This is a genomic window from Vibrio sp. 10N.237.312.B06 (genome assembly GCF_041464685.1).
Lineage (GTDB): Bacteria > Pseudomonadota > Gammaproteobacteria > Enterobacterales > Vibrionaceae > Vibrio > Vibrio tasmaniensis_A.
In genome coordinates, this window is sequence record NZ_JBFSPI010000025.1 from 12,065 (window position 1) to 34,474 (window position 22,410).

The following is a 22,410-nucleotide window of genomic DNA, read 5'->3' on the forward strand; positions in this document are numbered from 1 at the left end:
AGTCTAGGCCATAAGCTGCTAGATAAGATAGATAAGATAGATAAGATAGAATAAGTAACGCCCCAAGACTTATAGAGAAAAAGCGAGCGGGATCACAGCATTAATGGAGTGCTGACGGATAGATACTCGTAGGCTTTTTATCATTATGTATTCCTGAGATACTGAACAAAATTCATTTTAGGGCGGAACGTTTTAATAACTGCGCTTTTCCCTGTCATTCAAACATACTGCTCGCTATAGGTTGATTGCTTTCCTGTGTAGGGTGCTATTAGCCGAGTTAGGATAAAATATTTTATGAGTACAATGGGAATCGCAATTGGTGCGACCGCTCTTTCGTTAATACTTATTGCTGTTTGGTTGGTCTCTTTGTCGCTAAGAAAAAAGCGCTTGGAACAAGAACGTAAAGCTCGCGCCGTCGCTTACCGAAAAGCGATTGAAAAAGCACGTATCCAAGAGCAAAAAGATCGTCAATTTAAGGCTGAAACAGGGCATGTGCCGTCGATTCTGTATTTGGCGAAAGAGGCCGAACGAGTCAATCTTAAGGAAGCTCTGTATTGGTACGATAAAGCTGCCCATTTAGACAATGTCAACGGCATGTACGGCATTGTGCGTCTGAGTATGAAGTGCAAAGAAGACCTAATTTTAAGAGAAAAGGCCAATTTTTGGCAGTTAGCGATATCAGCACTGGATAATGATCCGCTTGCAAAATTCGAGGTGGGTAAAGCACTCGTGTTTGGTCGCGGAGTTGAGAAAAACCTTCCGAAAGGCAGCGCCTATATTGAAGAGTCTGCAGCTAGTGGTAACACTGAAGCGATGCTTTTTATGGGGGATTGGTGCTTAGATAGAGAGAACCCAGATTATTCTCCAGAAAGCTCTTTCATGTGGTACAGAAAAGCGGCTGAAAAGAATAGCCTAGACGGAAAAATCAAATTGGGTATGAGCTATTTGAACGGTGTTGGTGTTGTCGCTAATCATCGTGAAGCGGTTTACTGGTTTGAAACGGCAGCTGAAAAAAACTGCGCAGAAGCGATGTTTAAAGCCGGTGAGGCGTGGATTGACCATGGTGAGCACGGCAATGCTATCGCGTATATCTGGTTATTCTTATCGGCTCATTTTGGCTATGCGGATGCGAGGTATTTGAGAGATAAAGTTGGTGGGGATCTTGGTGTTGATGCCGTTGTGGGGTTACAGGCTCTGACTAAGCCAATAATGACCAAGTTGACGCAAGAAGCAATCACCAAGCACTCTATCGTTAAAGCGCTCAACAAGCTCTACAAACGCGATATCCCAGTACATAAGAAAGTGAAAGAAGCCTCTGACGAAGAGGGTGATGAGTTAGGTGTCGATAAGGCGGATTTGGATACTGAAGCCTCAAATGCTCAAGCTTCAAGTGCTCAAGGTTTAAATGGCAACAATCACCAACAGGCGGCTGAAAACCATGATGGTGACAAGGCAAGCGCGAATCGAGCATCACAAGATAAGCAAGCTAACGCTAATAGCGGTTCTTTGGACTTTAGCCAACCGGCAGTCGAGTCTAACTGGAAGTGCAATTAATAAACCGTGTTTATGAGTTATTACCTGTATTCTGAACATGGCTGAAATGAGTAGTTCTACAATTTAAAAAATCCAACGATGTTATATGAGTGTAGATGTTATAACTGACTGTATTAAGCCGCTAAGGTGATCCGTTATTCATACGGTAGGTGTTATACCAATCGTAGTAAATAACTGGTCACCCTAGCTTGCTAAAACACTCGATAACTGCGTTAGTATTTTTGATCACTTACTTACTGTGATTGGTATTATTGACTGCGGCGGGTAAAGCACTCAAACAAAAAAAGGGAAGTATCTGCTTCCCTTTTTGTTTATGTACGATTTGCTTTTTAGAGCTTAGAGCTTAGAGCTTAGAGCTTAGAGCTTAGAGCTTAGAGCTTAGAGCTCAGAACTGTTTAGGTTCAGAGCAGCTAAAGGTTTATTGCTCTTTGTTTTGCTCGGCTTTACATACAGCAGCAGTGAACACTACGTCTGTTGAGCTGTTAAGTGCTGTTTCAGCTGAATCTTGAATCACACCGATAATGAAACCAACCGCTACAACCTGCATCGCTACATCGTTTGAAATACCGAATAGGCCACACGCTAGCGGGATAAGCAGTAGTGAACCGCCAGCAACACCCGATGCGCCACATGCTGATACTGCAGCAACAAGGCTTAGTAGAATCGCAGTGAAGATATCAATCTCAATGCCCATAGTGTGTACAGCAGCAAGCGTTAACACAGTGATGGTGATTGCAGCGCCTGCCATGTTGATCGTTGCGCCCAGAGGAATTGATACAGAGTAAGTATCTTCGTCTAGCTTTAGCTTCTTACAAAGGTTCATGTTCACTGGGATGTTTGCAGCGCTTGAACGAGTGAAGAATGCCGTTACACCAGATTCACGAATACATTGCAGTACAAGTGGGTATGGGTTTTGTTTTGTTTTAATAAATACAAGCAGTGGGTTAACCACAAGTGCGATGATCAGCATTGAGCTTAGTAGTACTGCTAGTAGTTGACCGTAGCTTGCCAGTGCATCGAAGCCTGTTGTTGCGAATGTTGCAGAAACAAGACCGAAGATACCGAATGGGGCAAGGCGAATAATGAAGCGAACAATGTGTGAAACACTGTGGCTTAGGTCTTCGAAAACCGCTTTGGTTGTTGCAGATGCGTGGTGCAGAGCAAGACCAAGACCGATTGCCCAAGCAAGAATACCGATGTAGTTCGCATTCATTAGTGCGCTAACTGGGTTGTCTACAAGCTTGAATAGAAGCGTATGAAGAACTTCTGCAATACCTTGAGGAGGGTTAGCACCTTCAGCGCCAGCAACCAGTGTCAAAGTGGTTGGGAACATGAAGCTCAGTACTACAGCAGTCAGTGCAGCAGAGAACGTACCAATCAAGTAAAGCACAATGATTGGACGCATATGGGTATGCTGACCTTTCTTTTGGTTTGCGATAGAAGCTGCAACAAGAATGAATACTAAAATTGGGGCAACAGCTTTCAGAGCACCAACAAACAGGCTACCTAATAGGCCTGCATCTTGAGCTGCTGAAGGAGAAACCATGGCGAGAACGACACCGAAAACAATACCAGCAAGGATCTGTAGAACGAGATTTCCACGAGCGATGCGGGCGAGCATGTTGTGATTTTGCATAAAATACCTGCAATTGTTAATTTATTATAGTGATGTATCTTTTTATGAAGTTGTACCAAATCCAACTATACACTAGCGGAATTGGCGGTCATATTAGCGGGATCTAAGAGGGTGTCTAGGGATAGTTTACTTTTAGGGTTATTGTTTGCGCTATGTGGTGTTTTTAGAGCTAAATGTTAAATAAATGTATTTTGATTGAGCTATAAATCTGCTGATTCTCATTTGATAGATTCAAAACACTGCAAATGTAGAAATGTAAACGGTTATATAAAAGAACATTGTGTGCATAAATAACCACACCATTATCAAATTGAAACAAAAAGCCCCACGTGATTAACACGATGGGGCTCATTGTCTTAAATTAAAGTTATCTTAAGTTAGGTTATCTTAAATACAGCTTATAGCTGTTAACCTTAAACCTTAAACCTTAGTCAGACGCTTTTTTAAGATTGCGGCCTTCTGATTGTACGGTTTTGTACATCTTGGAAAGCTGCTTATTGCTGGCGCGTTGTTCCGCTAACGAGGCGCCATTTCGGGCTTGTTCTCGCAATAACTTTCGATAGTTAGCAAATCGTCGCTCAGACAATTCTCCACTTTCAATCGCCTTGCGTATCTTGCAACCCGGTTCTGATTCATGATGACAATCAGAGAATCGGCAATGCATGGCTAACTCTTCCACATCAGAAAAGGTTTCACTCACGCCTTCAGCGCAGTCAGCAAGTTGTAGCTCTCGCATTCCTGGAGTATCGAGCAGTAAGCCTCCCGATGTTAGCAAGTGGAGCGATCGTGATGTGGTTGTGTGTCGGCCTTTGCTATCGTCTTCACGAATGCCACCTGTGGCTTGTTCAGCCTCACCAAGTAATGAGTTGACTAAGGTAGATTTACCCACACCGGATGAACCCATTAAAGCCACAGTCTTGCCCGTTTTACACCAAGGCGACAAAACTTGAGTTGAGTCTTGGTCTAGGCTATTCACCGCTTCGATCATCAGCATAGAATCTAAGCTTTGCACTTGTTGTACTTTGTCTTCGTAGTCATCACACAAGTCTTTCTTGGTGAGTACGATAACGGCTTCAACCTGTGCTTCATTGGCGAGCGCTAGGTAGCGTTCAATACGGCTTAGATTAAAGTCGTTATTTAACGAAACCACGATAAAAACCGTGTCGATGTTAGCTGAGATATATTGTTCAGCGACACGGCTACCTGCAGCTTTACGGCTGAAGAGTGATTGACGGTCTAATAAACGGCCGAATTGCAGTTCAGAGTTCAAGATTACCCGTCGCCTACCGTCATTGAGGGTTGGTTTTGATGGATAGGGAGAGCGATTTCGCCTTGTTCTGACGCTAGTGTATAGCCGCTGCGATGGTGCGCAGTAATACGAGCAATGACGGATTGGTCATAGTCTTCGAGTGTCAGTTGTTGTTGGAATACAGGTTGCCATCCAAGTTGTTGAAGTGACATTGGATTAGAAAATGCGTTTTGTGAATTCATGTCTATTTACCCAGACGTGCGAGCTTTCTTTTCTTGTGAGAGCATTAAAGTATTATCACTGCATTAAAGTCTTATGAGAGCATTAACTTCTTGTGAGCTCTCTTATTGTTGATGAGATCAAAAGAGTTAATGAGACCAAAAAGCGTTGCTGAGATTAAAAGCGTCGAGACGCCAAAAATGTTTTGAGTTTGGGTCGAATTCAAATAGATAGGACCCCGGATTGAGTCATGCTTTACAGGCATGCAGGAATTGATCACTTACGATCAATAGTAAACCGGGTAAAAGTGTGCGGTCGTCAAAGAGTGACGATAAATTGGTCGATCGGTATTTAAGTTGGATTAACCAAACAAGTTAACGCGTTACTTTTACTGCCAGTTTTAGTGTCTTCATTACAATCATCTTCTATTCTCCTTGGTTATTAATGTGGTCAGGCTTTGAATAAAAAGCGAGCTCAGTTTAGCAAAAAGCCACGATGGCGAGAAGTCATCGTGGCTTAAATTATTTCATCGATAGTGAATCTGATTAATGATGATCGTGATTCATCTTTTTCATGCCGCTCATCACTTTCTTCACTGGCGCATCAAAGGTCTGTGTTTCACCGTTTGCGAAGGTCAGTGTCATTTTGATTTGTTCACCTTCTTTTAGGCTGCTTTTTAAGTCAAACAACATGATGTGTAAGCTACCTGGTTTAAGTACAGCTTTACCATTTGCAGGGATGGTGATCGCTTGAACTTGACGCATCTTCATTACGTCGCCATCAACGATAACATCATGAAGTTCAACCTTTCCTGCTGCTGATGTTGTTGCAGAAACAATAGCGCGATCTTTATCGCTATGGTTCATCAGAGTCGTGAATACCGCGCTGTTCACTGCTGAAGGCGGGGTTGCGCGCGCGTACGCGTCATGAACCATAATGTCGTTATTCGCTTGAGCAAGAGGAGTGAGCAATAAGCCTGCTAGAGCAAGTGCTTTTAACTTCATGTTGTTGTCCTTAATTTTTTGTTTTGGTCTGGGACCTGACTTTTTGTTCGAACTTTATTCGTTAAGTTCTTTATTTTTGTACACGTTGTTTCTCGTCGCTGATGACTTGGTACGTTAGCGCGTTAATGTGTTAATAGCTTCAACAATTGGCGCTGGCGTTAACGTATGCGGCACTTTGGTAATCAGCGTGCCATCGGGTTTTAAAAAATAGAAATATGAGCTGTGGTCTAGGGTGTATTCCAACTCTGAACCTTCAAGCTTGGTCTTTCTAAAAATAACACCGTAGTTGTGTGCAAGCGTTGTTGTCACATCTAACGGGCCACTTAATCCTTCCATCATTGGGTGGAAGTATTGTGCGTATTCGTATGAGGCTTCAGCGGCATCACGTTCTGGATCGAGAGAAACAAACATCGGGCGAATCTTGGATTTTGCTTCATCAGAAATCTGGTTAAGTGCTCCGGTTAACATTGCTAGAGAAGTAGGGCACACATCTGGACAACGTGTGAAACCAAAATAAACGATACGAATTCTGTCATCGGTTTGGTCAAAGATTTCAGTTGGCTGGTTATCTTTACCGAAAAGGATTGTCGTGGAGAATTGTTGTTTTGCCGCGTGTTGTTTTTGAGCTTCGTTTTGCCCATCAAGATAACTTTTAACGCCAAAGCCAAGGACAAAAGCGACAACCAATGCTAACGACCAATTTCTACTCATCTTGCCATCCTTATTGCCGGATTTACAGTATCGACACCATCAGTGAGCTCACCGATCCATGTCATCTTGTCTAAAGTACATACAGGTAAAATTACATCACCTTCATAGGTATTATTGTCAATGTTTTTTAATTGAAAACGTGCCGAGCCCATTTCCATCTCTAAACCTGTAAGCGACAGCATTAATGTGTCAGAGGCTGCGCCTTCCCACACTACTTTGATTTTGGTGGGAGCCAGAGGTTGAGCCGTCTCGCGATCAAGTGTCATCGTAACTGTATTTTGCTCACACGATGTGGTGGAAAGCATGCAGTAATCATCTAAGTTAACTTCAGCAGAGGCTCGCTCCATCGCTGATTCAAATTGCTGAATTGCTTGCGGCCCATAAAAGCCTGCCACGAGAGCGATCCCAAGAGCAGCAACCTTTAATGCAGAGTGCATGTCGTGTTCTCATCTAATTTTATAAGAGCGGCGATGTTATCATATCCCTCAATATGTGCTTGTATCAAAAAGTAATTTTGTGCGTATGGTAGAACTAAAAAAGCGAAGCCATTGGCTTCGCTTTTGTCTGTGTCATAGGGGCGTGAGCTTAGTCTTTCTAAGCATTATCCGTTCTAAACGCTTTCCAGAAGTTGGCTGAATGATTAGTCAGCGTTGCGCTCTGCAAATTTCTCTAACCCAAGGACCAGAGCAATCGCTACAAGCATCATCACAATAGCCATTACTAGCTGTGAAGGTTGAGAAGTGACGGCTTCAAAATCAAACGGTGACAAGTTTTCTTGAATCAGAGGAACTTGCTCACCTTTAGAGTTTGTACGCCAGCTGATCGTTTCTTTCCACGGCCAAATCTTCGGCAGTGTACCGATCATCAAACCAGTCAAGAATACTAATGTGAAGTCGCGGAATGAGCGCAATAGCCAAGACAGTACATGTGAGAAAGTCAGCAGTCCGATCACACAGCCCGCAAGGAATAGCGCAAGTACATCGACTTGAAATGATTTAACGGCGCCAAGCACGGGGCCATACATGCCAATCAGGAGCAGAATAAAGCTGCCTGAAATACCGGGTAAAATCATCGCGCAGATAGCAATCGCACCCGCAATCAATACGTTGATGCTGGTTGGCTCCATTTGCAGCGGTTTAAGCACGGTAATGCTATAAGCGAAAGCAACGCCAAGCAGCAAAAACACGAAGCGAATCATATCGCGTTTCTCTACTTGCTTAAGAATATGGAAAACCGACACCAAGATCAGGCCGAAGAAGAAAGACCACAGTGGAACAGGGTGGGTGACTAATAACCAAGAAATCAATTTTGCGAATGTCGTAATGCTCGTGAATACGCCCGCGAACAGTGAAATTAGGAAGAAACCATTGATGTGATTAAACGCGGCTTTGAAGCCTTCGCGTTTCCATAAGCCAAGTACGCTAGGGTTAATTCTGCGAATGCTTTCTAGCAGCGTATCGTAGATACCAGTGATGAATGCGATGGTTCCGCCCGACACGCCAGGAACAACGTCTGCTGCGCCCATTGCCATGCCTTTGAAAAAAGTACTTAAGTAGTTCATTGCTTCATAGAGTTGAGGATGATTTTGTGCAGTATACAAACTTTAGTGTAAAAAAAGTATGAATATGCCTTTGGCGAGGTGCTTTATTACCTCTTTAATTGTAAGGCAATACGTTGATGTGAACATCTGCCTTACATTTAAAATACAACTGCTTGGCGTCTTATTATTATCGGCTTCAGTGAAACTTGTTTTCTATCGATATTGCATCTTGGTTGCATTATGCAAATGCACTTTGCAATTCGCATCATGAATTAGAGGTTTTTATGCGATGCAGGGCGTATAAAACGGCTGAATTAAAGTTGGCACGCTAACTGCATTATATACATTGACCCTTCTTAAGCCGAGGGTCACCTAGCCAACTGACGTTGTTAGTGAACTTATGATTTGTTCACAAATATATAGAGCCAATCGCGATTATTGCGGTTGGCTATTTTTTTGTCTGTCGTTTGGCTCTTTATGATCAGTTATCTGCTATTAACCCCATGCTCCAAACGAAAAAAAAGCCAGTCACCATCGGCGACTAGCTTAAGCTTTTCTCGAATTAATCTCGAATCGTTTAGTACCCCATCAACTGCAGTAAATTCTCCGCTGTGCTGATCGCTTCTTTGCGGTTAGCAATGTTTAGCTTTTGGTAAAGGTTACGGATGTGAGTCTTGATGGTGGTACCTGCTACATCGAGTTCTTGAGCTATCTGCTCGTTACTGAACCCTGAATAAATCAAACCAAGTACTTGCCATTCACGCTGGGTGAGTGGGCTTGTGCGCACAAGTTCAGGAATGTTTGGGTGATTGACTAAGTTTTCAACAAAGTCTTCATCAAAGTGAACCGAGCGGCTGCGTTGGGTGGTCGAGATATCTTTCATGATCTGTTGAGCGCGATGGCGTTCTAAGTCACCTAAGCCAGGCTTGTTGCTCAACTTATCCAAGATATGTCCGATAGTCCCGCCGTCTACTAAGAAGTTGCCGACCATACCGGTTTGGTTAGTCATATGAAGCGCTTCTTCAAGTAGCACGCGTGCGCTGTCTTCATCGTTAATTTGTGTACGTAACACGGCTTCAACGATCAAGTTTCGGTTGGTGTCTGTAATCAGGTGTGAACGCTGGGCTTCACTCTTAAGGAACGTCAGCGCTTCTTCCGCTTCTTCATACTGCTCGAGAATGATGTGAGCGCGAACGATGTTTCTCCATTGCAGTTGGCAGAAGTGGTTGCTTGCCGATTCAGGTCGAACAGCCACATTCAACCAATCACGTATCGCCTCTTTATTGCCTTTTACTTGCCAAAAAAGAATCAAAGAAAGAGAAGCGTTCGCCGTCCAGTCCACGTGGTAAGTCGATTGACGCAAAAGGTGCTGAATTTGGTCGATAAACTTAGATGCTTTATCAATTTCACCGCGACTCAGTGAAATACGAGCCAACATTGAATAACTGTGAAGGTGCTTACTTGGCGAATGGTGACCAAGGATATCCAAGCCTTTGTAACAGCACTCTTCCGCTTCATCTAATCGGTTCCAACACCAGAATATTTGAGCTCTAACACGCAGTAAGAATTCATGCAGAGGCACGTATTTTAGCTGGTGTTCTTCGATCAATTTGAACGCACTGTCTTGCAGCTCGAATGCCGCTTGAACGTAACCCTGTGCAATTAAGATCTCGCTCTGTTGTAGAATCGCCCAAAGCGCTTGGTGGTAAACTTGGTACTGGCGTGCAAGTTTTTCTGTTTGCTGCATCATCGGCAGTGCACGGCTCAAGTTGCCCATTACGTGATTGACTTCACCAACAACAGACGTGGCGACAATTCGGCTACGATAAACGGTGGTGTTCAGCTGACTTAGCGAAAGCTCTGCCAATTCTAAGGCTTTTTCAGGTTCATTACTGTTAATCGCAACTTGCGCGCGTAGGGCGTTGTATTGCCCTTGCTGTTGAGTGTCGAGTTCAATATTTCGAGCTTGATATTGTGTTTCAGCCTCTTCCAATAATGTCCCTACTTGTTCGTAGCGGTGCTGACTTTGTGCTAGCCAAGCTCGTAACATGGACAGTTTAGGGTCGCTGTAAAGTTGATCCGTAGTCAGTTGCTTGATCGCCATCTCTAACGAGGAAAGCTCGCCTTGGTTGAACATCGGCCAACCGTGGTCTGTCAGTATTTGAATGATCAGTTCTGGGTCTTCAGCGCGCTGTGCATGGCGTAGTGCTTGGTGTGGTGTGTCTTGTTTAATCCACGCCTTCGCGGCACTTCGGTGCAACTCTGCTTCTTGTTGAGGGATTCGAGCTTGACGCTCATGTGCCAAAAATTCACCAAACAGGTTATGGAAACGATACCAGTTCTTTTCGCCTTCAAGCGGGTAGATGAATAAACCGAATCGATTTAATGATTCGATCATACCCAGTGCGTCTTCACGCTGCGTTAGCGCACAAACCAGTTCGTCGTTGAAGTGGTCAAGCACTGAACACTGCATCAAGAACTGTCGAGTTTCTTTGTCTAACAGGTCGAAAACCTCTTCAACCAAGTAGTCCCAAAGATGGGCTTGATTAAAGTGGGAGAAGGACTCAGCAGACTGCGCCAGCGTGCGTTTTTGATGTTGGGCTTGTAGCGCAATAAGTTGAAGTGCAGAAGGCCAACCCTCTACATAGGTACAAATACTGTCTGCCGTTGTGTCATCAATACCATCGGCAACACGCTGATTAAAAAAGCGCGTCGTCTCTTCGGTATCAAAAGCCAGCGAGTCATTACCTAATTCGATCATTAAGTCTCGAACGCGCAGGTTTGCCGTACCTAGGGGTGGTGTACCACGACTGGTTACAACTAGCGTGAGATTGTCGGGCATGTGTTTGAGGAAAAAGCGCATTGCTTCTTGAATGTCATCATTGTTGACTAAATGGTAGTCGTCTAAAACAAGAAAACATTCATGATGATAGTCCGACATCTCGGCGAATACTTCGCTCAATAAAGAATGCAGCGATGAAAACTGTCGTTTCTCTGCCAGTTTTTGGGCATTGGGACAGGAATTTTGAGTCGCTTTATTGAGTGATTGGAGTAGGTAGTTGATAAAACGGAAGGCATCGTTGTCACTATCATCGATGCTGTACCAACCCACATTCGGCTTATCTAACAGCCACTGTGCAGCCATGGTGGTCTTGCCATAGCCCGCAGGAGAACGGAACAATACAAGCTTATAGCAATCTGCGTTCTGGAGCAGATCGAGAACCCTAGGTCGTAGGATTGCATTATGTAAGCGGCCGGGACGAGTCAGTTTCGAAGGGATCCACATGTCGAAGTTTTTCACCTATTCCGTGGCGTATGTTTTGGGGATTCTAAAACCGTAAAAGAGTTGCCCAATCACATCTGCCTAATTACTTAAGTCTGTGCTTATGTTACGTGAAGAAAAATGGCACCGACTATGATTCTCCTCAGAAACCTTGCGGTCTTGCATGTTTTTGGCTTTCTACGCCCTTAATTTGAGACTTTGCTCACGTTGCGTGGTGGTTTGTGAATGTGACTTTGTTCGGTCTTACACTGAGATTTATGCAAAAGATGAGATATGGAAAATAATTTCGTGATCTCAAACTCAGATTTGCTAATCAGTTTATTCCGGTTAAATAAAACTCACATCAATTAACGTTAAGTTATCGAACGGGAGCTTGTGATCTTAGTCACTCCAACTTTTTGTTCGAAGTTAGAACATGAGAGTCAGATCACTAACCTTACATCGGTACGCCCCCTACGCCCTCTCATCTACTCCTAGTTAGTCGTATTAACGGGAGGATGTTTAGTTAATGGTGACCATGCACGATATGTCACAGATGAATTAGAACTATTAAAAGCGAGATTTCTGAAATGAAACCAACTCAGCAAAAAACTTTCGATAAAGTGTCGTTCCAAGAAAGCGTTAAAAAGCATTTATCTGCAACTTACGCAACAACGATTGAAACAGCAGATAGCCGCGCATGGTACCTAGCAATGGGGCGTGCGCTAGCAGAATTGACAACATTTGATCTGCTAGAAACTGAAAATGATGAAAAAATCAAAAACGCGAAGAGCGTTAACTACCTTTCATTAGAGTTTTTGATTGGTCGTCTAACAGGTAACAACCTGATCAGCATGGGTCTGTACGAACAGATTACTCATGCAATGGAAGAGCTAGGCCAAAACCTAACTGACCTTCTAGAAGAAGAACGCGACCCATCGCTAGGTAATGGTGGTCTTGGTCGTCTTGCTGCTTGTTTTATGGATTCTTGTGCTGCACAAGAGTACCCAACAGTAGGCTACGGTCTTCACTACGAATACGGCCTATTCAAACAGTCTTTCCAAGATGGTCGTCAACAAGAAGCACCAGACGCATGGCGTGGTGTTGAAGGTTACCCATGGGAAGTCGCTCGTCCAGAGCTAGCACAACACATTGGTTTTTACGGTCATGTAGAAGTTGAATTCATCGACGGTAAAGAAGTTCGTACTTGGGTTCCAGGTATGGAAGTAAAAGCAATGCCTTGGGATCTACCAATCGTAGGTTACGAGTCAAACACGGTTTACCCATTGCGTCTTTGGGAATGTCAGGCAATTGCACCATTCTCACTAGCAAGCTTTAACAACGGTGATTACTTCGAAGCGCAACACTCGCTAATCGATGCAGGTAACATCACTAAAGTACTTTACCCGAACGACAACCACGAAAAAGGTAAGACACTGCGTCTAATGCAGCAGTACTTCCACTCAGCAGCGTCAGTTCGCGATATTCTACGCCGTCACGAAGCAGCAGGTTTCTCTCTAGAAGATCTGCCTAAGCAAGAAACAATTCAGCTTAACGATACGCACCCAACGATTGCGATTCCTGAGCTAATGCGCATCCTGATCGACGAGAAAGGTCTATCTTGGGATCAAGCATGGGAAATCAGTGCACATACGTTCGCTTACACGAACCACACACTACTTCCAGAAGCGCTAGAGACTTGGTCAGAATCGCTGATCAACCGTCTTCTTCCACGTCACATGGAAATCATTTTTGAAATCAACCACCGCTTCATGCAAGAAGTTCGCAAGATGTGGCCTGGTGACGGTGAGAAACAAGCGAAGCTTTCTATCATCCAAGAAGGTTTCCACCGCATGGTTCGCATGGCAAACCTATGTGTGATTGGTTCTTACAAAGTAAATGGTGTAGCGGCACTTCACTCTCAACTTGTTAAGAAAGACTTGTTCCCAGAGTTCAACGAAATCTTCCCAGGTAAACTGACTAACGTAACGAACGGCATCACGCCACGTCGTTGGTTGAAGTTCTGTAACCCAGGTCTATCTAATCTAATCACAGGTAAGATTGGCTCTGAGTGGCCAGCAAAACTTGAGCAGCTAGAAGGCATCGCTAAGTTTGCAACAGACGCGAAATTCCAAAAAGAATTTATGGCTGTTAAGAAAGAAAACAAACAGCGTCTTGCGGATTGGGTTCAAGAGAATATGGGTATCGAGCTAGATACTAACGCTATCTTCGACGTTCAAATTAAGCGTCTGCACGAATACAAGCGTCAGCACCTAGATTTGCTACACATTCTGTCTCTGTACCACCGTATTCTTAACGAACCTGGTTTTGAGTGTGAGCCACGCGTATGTTTCTTCGCAGCGAAAGCAGCACCGGGTTACCACCTAGCAAAAGAAATCATCTTCGCGGTTAACAAGATTGCAGAGAAGATCAACAACGATCCTCGCATCGGTAACAAGCTGAAAGTGGTATTCATTCCTGACTACCGTGTAAGCATGGCTGAAATCATCATCCCTGCGGCAGACGTTTCTCAGCAAATCTCATTAGCTGGTAAAGAAGCTTCAGGTACGGGCAACATGAAGATGGCTCTAAACGGCGCTCTAACTATCGGTACGATGGATGGTGCAAACGTTGAGATTCGTGAAGAAGTTGGTGATGAAAACATCTACATCTTCGGCCTAGAAGTTGACGGTGTTGTTGCACTGAAAGCTCAGGGTTACAACCCATACGATTACTACAATGCAGACCCACTATTGAAAGCATCTCTAGATCTACTGACTGGCGATGAGTTCACTCCAGGTCAACCCGGTCTTCTACGTGCAACGTTTGATAGCCTACTAGACGGTGGTGACCCTTACCTATGTCTTGCTGACTTCGCATCTTATGTGAAAGCGCACGAAGACATGGGCACACAATACAAAGACCAAGCTGGTTGGGCTAAGAAAGCGATTCTTAACACGGCATTGGTTGGTAAGTTCACATCAGACCGCTCAATTCGCGACTACGTGAACAACATTTGGAAACTTGAAGCGGTTAACCGTTAATAGTTGCAAAGTAGCCAAGGCAGTTTTTGCCTTGGCTCAATTAGCTTGTGAGCAAATAGACGGCTTATTCAGATAGCAATGCTTACAAACTGATTGTCACAAGCTAATTGATTAGTAAAAATTAAATAGACAACCCTACAAAAATTGAAAGCGTCAGAACGTTTTCGGAGAGAGCGATGAAAGAACAGACCGTATTAAAACAAGTCGCAGAAATGGCAAATATTGCTGATAGTTACGTTAGTGCGTGGGGCGATGAAGCACAAGTATCAGAAGAGACGATTACGTCTCTATTGGCTTCATTGGGCTACGATACAAGCAGCGATGATGCACTGCTTAAATCTGCAGAAAGAAAGCACAGAAAAGATGTATTAGACCCGGTTCTTGTCTTGCGTGACGGTGAGCCAGTAGAAGTGACACTCAATCTGGGTGTGAGTGCTCGTGAAAGTGAGTTCAGCTGGCGCTTAGAAACCGAGCAAGGAGAGGTACTTGAAGGCTATCTTCAATCTCAAGTCGTTCGTGACGAGCGTGCCGAGGGTGGCCCTTTAGTGTTTGCATTGCCAAGTGATTTGGCATGGGGTTATCACAAGCTCATTGTGAGTCGTAAGCGCCGTAAGAAACCTTACGAGATGACGTTGATTATTACGCCAAAAGCGTGCTTCAAGCAGTCACCCATTGAGCAAGGCAAAAAGCTTTGGGGACCAAGTGTTCAACTGTACACGCTAAGAACTCAGCACAACTGGGGTATTGGTGATTTCGGTGACCTAAAACAGCTTGTTTCGGATATCGCGTCTCGCGGTGGTGACTTTGTTGGTCTAAACCCAATTCACTCACTGTTCCCTGCGAACCCGGAAGGTGCGAGCCCATACAGCCCGTCTTCACGTCGTTGGTTGAACGTCTTATACATTGATGTGAGTTCAGTTCCTGAGTTCGCATTAAGCGCGGAAGCGCAACAAACGGTAGGCAGCGCCGAGTTCCAGCAGCGCCTACAGAAAGCTCGTGAAGCGCACTGGGTGAATTACACTGAAGTGTCTGAGCTGAAGATGAGCATCTTACCTCTGCTATTCGCAGAATTTAAGACTCGTCATCTAGACAAAAACAGCGACCGCGCACAAGCGTTCTTAGCGTTCGTTGAAGAGGGCGGTGAAAGCCTGATGCATCAAGCGGCGTTTGATGCTCTGCACGGTGAACTGCATGCTGAAGATTCAGGTATGTGGGGCTGGCCTGTATTCCCAGAGAAATTCCGCACATTTGAAAGCCCTGCGACCCAGAAATACATCAAAGATAACCTAGATCAAGTGCATCTCTACATGTACCTACAATGGTTAGCCGATTGCCAAATCAACGATGCACAGTCTCTTGCTGAAGAGAAAGGCATGGCGGTTGGCCTTTACCGTGATTTAGCGGTAGGCGTTGCAGATTCTGGCAGCGAGACATGGGCTGATGAAGGCAACCTAGTGATGGATGCGAGCATTGGTGCTCCACCGGATATTCTTGGTCCTCTAGGCCAAAACTGGGGCTTACCGCCACTTAACCCAGAAGTACTTCAAGAAACCAGCTACGACGCTTACATCAAACTACTTCGTGCCAACATGAAGCACTGTGGTGCATTGCGTATTGACCATGTTTTAGGTCTGCTGCGTTTGTGGTGGATTCCAAAGGGTGAGAACGCAACGAAAGGTGCGTACATCTACTACCCAGTGCAAGACATGCTGTCTATTCTGGCGCTTGAATCTCACCGTTACCAATGCAGCGTTATCGGTGAAGACTTAGGCACGGTACCGGATGAAATCGTAGACATCCTTGCTGATGCTGGCGTGCATTCTTACAAAGTATTCTTCTTCGAAACATCAGAAAATGACGGTGGTTTTATTTCTCCTAAGCACTACGCGTCACAATCGATGGCGGCACTGTGTACTCACGATATGCCAACGCTTCGCGGCTTCTGGCACTGTGATGACTTGAAAATGGGTCAAGAGATTGGTTTATACCCAGACGCACAACAGCTAGAAACTTTGTTCGATAACCGCTTGGAGTGCAAGCAAGGTATCTTAGACTCAGTGGCATGGCATGGCTTCCTACCAGAAGGTGTTGGGCGTGATGCAAGTCAAGTACCGATGGATTCTTATCTTGCTGAAGCGCTTCAGTTGCACGTTGCGGCTGGTGGCTCAACACTCCTGAGTGTTCAGTTGGAAGATTGGCTAGAAATGGATAAGCCCGTTAACATCCCTGGTACGGTCGATGAGTACCCTAACTGGCGTCGTAAACTATCAATGAACTTGGACGAAATCTTCGCTCATGAAGGCGTGAATCGTATCGCCTCTAAGCTAACTGACGTACGAGAAAAAGCAGCTAAGTAATGGAGTCGAGTGGCTTGAAAAGAGGTGGTTTTTTGCTTACGCCGTACGAAACTACAACCTCGGTCACTCAATATTGAATGCTCATCTGGTAGAATAAACCGTCGTTATATTGCCCGCACTAATAGCGGGCATTTTTGTATTATGTTTTTTGGATGTTTGGTTAGGGAGAAGCGTTTTGGAACTAAGTTCGATTTCAAAGCAAAAACAAATATATACCCAACTATCACAGGCTTGCTTCACAGACCCATTTGCGTTTTTAGGGCCATACTTACCTTCTGAACAAGGTTCATTACGAGTGTGGATTCCTGGGGCAGATAAAGTCGAGTTGATTGTTGGAAAGGAACCTCGTATTAAGTTAGCGCGAGAGGGTGAAAGTGGTTTCATTCTTAAGCAAGAAAGAGACTTACGTTTTACTCACTACAAGCTTGCGGTTGATTGGAATGGAGTAGAGCAGATCATCGATGATCCATACCAATACCATGATCTGTACGCGAGTTATGAGGATCTTCATACACCTAAAGATATGTATCATCACATGGGAGCTCAGTTTATTACGCTAGAGCGTGATGGACAGACGATTTCAGGCACGCGTTTCTTGGTGTACGCACCGCATGCAACAGCGGCTAGCTTGGTGGGTAACTTCAACGCTTGGGATGGTCGGCGCCACCCAATGCAGCGTCTAGATTATGGTATGTGGGGCTTATTTATTCCTGATCTGGAAGAAGGCGCACAATACAAGTTTGAATTAAAAGGACCCGATGGCGAAGGCTTGCCACATAAAGCTGACCCATGGGGTTTCTACTCTGAGCAGTACCCATCTTTTTCATCTGTGACTTACGATCACGCTCGCTACCAGTGGCAAGATTCTCAATGGCAGAATCGCCCGGTCACGCAAAAGCGCAAAGAAGCCCTTTCATTCTATGAATTGCATGCCGGCTCTTGGAAGCGCAATGCTGAAGGTGAATTCCTAAACTACCGTGAGCTAGCGGCAGAGCTAATCCCATATCTAACGGATCTCGGTTACACACACGTAGAGTTGATGCCGGTTTCAGAGCACCCGTTTTACGGCTCTTGGGGTTATCAGCCAATAGGCTTGTTCGCACCAACGAGTCGTTTGGGGTCTCCAGATGATTTCAAATTCTTCGTCGACCAATGTCACCAAGCCGGTTTAGGCGTTGTTCTGGACTGGGTTCCTGCACACTTTCCAAGTGATGATCACGGTTTAGCTAACTTTGATGGAACGCCTTTGTTCCATGACCCAGATCCACGCCGTGGTTGGCACCAAGATTGGAACTCGTACATTTACGACTTAGGTAAAGAGCATGTTCGTCGCTTCTTAGTAGCAAATGCATTGTACTGGTTCGAACAATTCCATATCGATGGCATTCGTGTTGATGCGGTTGCTTCGATGTTGTACCTCGATTACTCGCGTAGCCATGATCAATGGATTCCGAATGTAGACGGCGGCAATGAAAACTACGACGCTATCGCGACCCTTAAGTGGATGAACGAAGAAGTGTACAAACACTTCCCGAATGCGATGACAATTGCTGAAGAATCGACGGCTTTCCCAGGTGTTTCAGCACCAACCTTTATGGGCGGTTTAGGCTTCGGTTTTAAGTGGAACATGGGTTGGATGCACGATAGCTTGTCTTACATTCAAGAAGATCCAATCAACCGTAAATATCACCACGATACGATTACCTTCCCGTTGGTTTATGCTCACAGCGAAAACTACGTATTGTCTCTGTCTCACGATGAGGTTGTTTACGGTAAAGGCTCTATCCACAACAAGATGCCGGGTGATGAGTGGCAGCAAACGGCTAACCTACGCGCTTACATGGGTTACATGTATGCACAACCGGGTAAAAAGCTGAACTTCATGGGCGCTGAATTCGGTCAAACGGCTGAATGGAATCATGATGATCAACTGCAGTGGTTCTTGTTGGAATATGAACGCCACCAAGGTGTTCAACGCTTAACGAAAGATTTGAACAATCTATACCGCTCTGAGGCGGCAATGCACGATCTTGATTTCGACCCGAAAGGTTTTGAATGGCGTCTACAAGATTCTGCTGAAGCAAGTATCTTAGCTCATGAACGTATTAGTGAGTCGGGTGAACGCGTGTTGGTTGTTTCTAACTTTACGCCCGTTCCTCATGAGCGTTTCCGCTTAGGTGTTCCAGCCCAAGGCCAGTACTCGCTATTGCTGAATACTGACTCGGCTGATTACGCAGGCAGCGGTTTTGAAGTGAAGCAGGTTGCTGAGGTTGAATCAATAGCAAGCGAAGGTTTGGACACGTCGATTGAGCTGCGTTTGCCACCTCTTTCAACGGTGTTTTACAAATTAAACTAATAACAATCACAGTAAGTAAGTGATCACAAAGACGACAAAGGGAGCCCTGAGGCTCCCTTTTTTTGTTTCGATTTTCACTCTAAAACGGCTTGAATTTCGTTAAGTAGAACATCAAGCAGCACGTTCTTTAAGCGTCGCTTTCAATGAGAAACCTAAAATGGATACCAGAATAATTGTGGTTCTAAAACACGTTTTACGATCGCTAACACAACGATAAAGGCGATAACCATTAGCCAAACGTAATCGATACGTTTCAAAGGCGCATAGCTATACCAAGTCCGTGACTTATGTCTGCCAAAACCTCGTAACGTCATTGCGTTTGAAATCTCGTCTGCACGGTCCAAACTAGAAAAAATGAGCGGACCTAGAACCTTAGCTACGTTTTTGATGCGAGTGAGTAAAGGTGCTTTCTTCGATAGTTCAACGCCACGAGCCTGTTGCGCGTGCATGATATTGATGAAGTCTTTTTTAACTTCAGGTAAATAACGCAGTGTTAAGCTGACAGCATAGGCGATTTTGTATGGAACGCCAATACGGTTGAGGCTTGCTGCAAACTCGGTCGGGTGCGTGGTAAAGACGAATATTAACGCTATCGGGAACATACTCATGTATTTGAGCGTGACAGTGATTAAATAAAACAGCGTCTCTTGGCTCAGCGAGTAGTTACCCGGCAATGTCAGCAATAGAGTCTCGCTGCCGATGAGCTCTGTACCTTGCTGTGGAGCAAGCAGATACATGAACAAAGCATTTAGGCTTAATACACTCACCGTTCCCAATAACAAAGGCTTATAAACGCGCACAGGTACATTAGTAAGCTTTAGCAGGAATAAACCAGTCACAATAAGCAACGCAATCAATCTCAGGTCGAACGTAGTCAAAACCACAGTGACCCAAGCGAGAAAAAGTACAAATTTAGTGATGCCGTTCAATGCGTGTAACGGTGATTTAGTATCAATGTAATTGATGCCAAATTTTACTTTTGATGCATTCATAGCGAGCTTCTCTCGTCGTCGATGAAGTACTGCATAAAAGCGTTGGTGTCGTCGATTTTCATCATAGTCGCAAGTTCATAAATGCTGGTGGTGCAAAGGTTCGCACGTTCTAAAAGCGATGGCTGACTAAACACTTCCGTCATGGCTGCATTAGCAATCAACTTACTGTCTGCGATTACGATCGAACGTGTGGTGTATTCTAGAACCAAGTGCATGTCGTGTGAGATGATCACAACAGTAATGCCCAAATCTCGGTTAAGCTTTTGGATGAATGCCAGCATCGATGTGTAGTTACGGTAGTCTTGGCCTGCTGTTGGCTCATCTAAGATGAGGAGTTCGGGCTCCAACACTAAGATAGACGCGATCGTTACACGCTTTTTCTGACCATAGCTCAGAGCTTCAATGGGCCAGTGGCGGAACTTACTTAACCCGCAAAGCTCAAGAACGTTCTCTACTTTTTCTGTGACCAGCTGTTCTGCCATACCGCGGTTACGAAGACCAAAAGCAATCTCATCAAAAATCATATGATGTGAGATCATATGATTCGAGTTCTGCATCACCACGCCGACTTTTTGGCTTCTTTCAAAGATGGAAAGTTCAGATAAGTCTTGACCATTTAGATAGGAAGAACCTGAATCAGCATCTATCACACCCATGATGAGTTTGGTGATAGTGGATTTACCCGAACCGTTCTTGCCCAAAATCGAGACAAACTCGCCCTTACCAATTTTGAAACTTACATCTTCGAGTGCATTTTTTTCGCCGTCGTAAGAATAAGTTAAGCCATGAACTTCGAGCAAAGGCTGGTACTGTTTCTCTGCTACCGGTGCTGGGCGCTCAGCAAACCAAGCTTGAACTGCTGGGCGGAATCTTTTGTAATCCAAAGCTTTGAGGTTTGAAAGTTTATCTTCGTTAGTCAGAGGGGCTTTCGCTGCTTTAAGTGCAGATAAGTAGAGAGGCTCACGAATACCGTGCGTCTCAAGTAACTTGGACGCTAAGATGTCATCCGGAGTCATATCCGCGACTATTTCACCGCGCTCCATTAAGATCACACGATCGATATCGCGATGTAGAACATCCTCAAGGCGATGCTCGATAATCACGATAGTCTTGTTGGTTTCTTTATGAAGTTGGTCGATGATCTCAATCGTTGCTTTGCCCGTTTTAGGGTCAAGGCTTGCTAGAGGCTCATCGAACAGCAAGATATCGACATCATCGACTAAAATACCTGCTAATGATACTCGCTGTTTTTGACCACCTGAAAGGTCATGAGGAGAGCGCTCAAGCATATCCGCTAGGTCGACCATTTTTGCTGTCGATTTAACTAACGGGTACATATCAATGTTCGACATCAACTGGTTTTCTAATGCGAACGCGATATCTTCACCGATACTTAACCCCACAAATTGGCTGTCAGTATCTTGCAATACTGTGCCTACTTGCTCGGTATAGTCGTGCATTGAAAACTCAGAGACATTCTTGCCGTTGATCTCTAAAGAACCTGATACCTCACCTTTAATTGCATGAGGTATCAGACCATTGAGACACTGACCTAGCGTAGATTTACCACTACCACTTGGTCCAATAATGACGATTTTCTCTCCTTTCTCTATCCTTAGATCGATATTTTTTAGCGTCGGTTTATCCAGCGACTCATATCTAAAAGAGAAGTTCGAAAATGCTATAGTCATTAGCGTTTATGCCTCGGTCAGGTTACGGCTTTGTTTGTTACGTTTAGCGACTGATTTTAGGATCAGGAAGCCTACCACTGCGATAAGAATAGTGTTGCCCGCAGCGATGATAGACAGTTGAGTGAAGACTTTAGTAAACGGTTCTGCGTATAGGATGGTGTCTAGGAACGCAGAACTACCATAACCCACAACGTTACCCGCAAGGGCAAGTACCACGAACAGTGCAAAATCTTTCATTGGCAGTTCACCTTGTTGAAGGCGATTCTTAGTCATCATTGGGAATAAGCCGATAACCATACCGACAATACCTGAGCCTAATACCCAAGTTAACCATACCCCCCAACCTGCGAACAAATCCGTTACCCAGTGACCGATAAAGCCAACCAAGAAGCCAACAATAGGGCCAAACAAAACAGAAAACAGTGCTAGGACTGCCATTGCTGGTTTCAATGTCGTGTTAGCAAACACTGGGACACCAAACATAGGTAAACCACCAATGCCGTACAGTGCCGCGCCAATAGCAATAACGACGACTGTTTTAGCTGAAAAGTTCATAGATAACCTCGAATACTGAAAATAAAGCATAATATTCGCCATTATTAATATGCGTCTCAATGAGAACGTTTTTTGGGCAAATATAAAAAATAAGGCGCGCATTATACAGTAGAACCCTTCCATAAGGGAAGGTAAGTGTCTAGATGTCTAAAATTCCATCTAGACGCATTAATATCACGTAAAAAGCGCAATTTTATGGTTAATCAAGCAACAAAAAAGCCAGAACGAGTCTGGCTTTTT

Annotated in this window: 13 protein-coding genes and 1 pseudogene; 4 read left to right on the forward strand and 10 right to left on the reverse strand. The window is 44.5% G+C overall.

The window, feature by feature from the left end:
• Positions 1-303 precede the first annotated feature (303 nt).
• The gene (locus AB6C75_RS09090) at positions 304-1,554 is read left to right on the forward strand and encodes a tetratricopeptide repeat protein (protein ID WP_372107608.1); all 1,251 of its coding nucleotides are present in this window, start codon (positions 304-306) and stop codon (positions 1,552-1,554) included.
• 418 nt (positions 1,555-1,972) lie between these two features.
• Here AB6C75_RS09090 and sstT read toward each other — a convergent pair whose 3' ends face one another.
• From sstT to malT, 7 genes and pseudogenes are all read right to left on the reverse strand, one after another.
• A complete protein-coding gene (sstT, locus tag AB6C75_RS09095) occupies positions 1,973-3,190 on the reverse strand; it encodes a serine/threonine transporter SstT (RefSeq protein WP_009845849.1) in 1,218 nt (405 codons plus the stop codon).
• Between the two features lie 427 nt (positions 3,191-3,617).
• Positions 3,618-4,681 (reverse strand): annotated as a pseudogene (gene rsgA / locus AB6C75_RS09100) (ribosome small subunit-dependent GTPase A).
• Between the two features lie 522 nt (positions 4,682-5,203).
• Positions 5,204-5,662, reverse strand: a complete 459-nt coding sequence (locus tag AB6C75_RS09105) for a copper chaperone PCu(A)C (RefSeq protein ID WP_065678499.1) — start codon at positions 5,660-5,662, stop codon at positions 5,204-5,206.
• 114 nt (positions 5,663-5,776) lie between these two features.
• Complete coding sequence (locus AB6C75_RS09110; RefSeq protein WP_372107599.1) at positions 5,777-6,373, reverse strand: SCO family protein; 597 nt, start codon at positions 6,371-6,373, stop codon at positions 5,777-5,779.
• Positions 6,370-6,810 carry a hypothetical protein gene (locus AB6C75_RS09115; protein ID WP_371710113.1) on the reverse strand — a complete coding sequence of 147 codons (441 nt, stop codon included), beginning with the start codon at positions 6,808-6,810 and terminating at the stop codon, positions 6,370-6,372. Before AB6C75_RS09115 ends, AB6C75_RS09110 begins: the two co-directional genes overlap by 4 nt.
• A 203-nt stretch (positions 6,811-7,013) precedes the next feature.
• Positions 7,014-7,934 (reverse strand): DUF368 domain-containing protein, encoded by a 921-nt coding sequence (locus AB6C75_RS09120; protein ID WP_371710114.1) that lies wholly within the window; start codon positions 7,932-7,934, stop codon positions 7,014-7,016.
• 556 nt (positions 7,935-8,490) lie between these two features.
• Positions 8,491-11,199, reverse strand: a complete 2,709-nt coding sequence (gene malT, locus AB6C75_RS09125) for an HTH-type transcriptional regulator MalT (protein ID WP_029223176.1) — start codon at positions 11,197-11,199, stop codon at positions 8,491-8,493.
• A 566-nt stretch (positions 11,200-11,765) separates the two neighbouring features.
• On the opposite strand from malT, the gene AB6C75_RS09130 reads away from it, so the two are divergent.
• The 3 genes from AB6C75_RS09130 (at position 11,766) to glgB (ending at position 18,932) form a co-directional block, all read left to right on the forward strand.
• Positions 11,766-14,219, forward strand: a complete 2,454-nt coding sequence (locus AB6C75_RS09130; RefSeq protein WP_086050576.1) for a glycogen/starch/alpha-glucan phosphorylase — start codon at positions 11,766-11,768, stop codon at positions 14,217-14,219.
• A gap of 176 nt (positions 14,220-14,395) precedes the next feature.
• On the forward strand, positions 14,396-16,576 hold the full coding sequence (gene malQ, locus AB6C75_RS09135) for a 4-alpha-glucanotransferase (RefSeq protein WP_009845841.1): 2,181 nt from the start codon (positions 14,396-14,398) through the stop codon (positions 16,574-16,576).
• A 175-nt stretch (positions 16,577-16,751) separates the two neighbouring features.
• Positions 16,752-18,932: a 1,4-alpha-glucan branching protein GlgB gene (gene glgB / locus AB6C75_RS09140; protein ID WP_372107600.1), complete on the forward strand. Its 2,181-nt coding sequence runs from the start codon at positions 16,752-16,754 to the stop codon at positions 18,930-18,932.
• Between the two features lie 152 nt (positions 18,933-19,084).
• Here glgB and AB6C75_RS09145 read toward each other — a convergent pair whose 3' ends face one another.
• The 3 genes from AB6C75_RS09145 to AB6C75_RS09155 are packed head-to-tail and all read right to left on the reverse strand — an operon-like array spanning position 19,085 to position 22,170.
• Entirely contained in the window at positions 19,085-19,924 is an 840-nt protein-coding gene (locus tag AB6C75_RS09145) for an energy-coupling factor transporter transmembrane protein EcfT (protein WP_012600180.1), read from the reverse strand.
• Positions 19,921-21,615 (reverse strand): ABC transporter ATP-binding protein, encoded by a 1,695-nt coding sequence (locus AB6C75_RS09150; RefSeq protein ID WP_372107601.1) that lies wholly within the window; start codon positions 21,613-21,615, stop codon positions 19,921-19,923. The genes AB6C75_RS09145 and AB6C75_RS09150 overlap by 4 nt, the downstream gene beginning before the upstream one ends.
• Positions 21,616-21,621: 6 nt before the next feature.
• Positions 21,622-22,170 (reverse strand): ECF-type riboflavin transporter substrate-binding protein, encoded by a 549-nt coding sequence (locus AB6C75_RS09155; protein WP_009845837.1) that lies wholly within the window; start codon positions 22,168-22,170, stop codon positions 21,622-21,624.
• Positions 22,171-22,410: the final 240 nt, after the last annotated feature.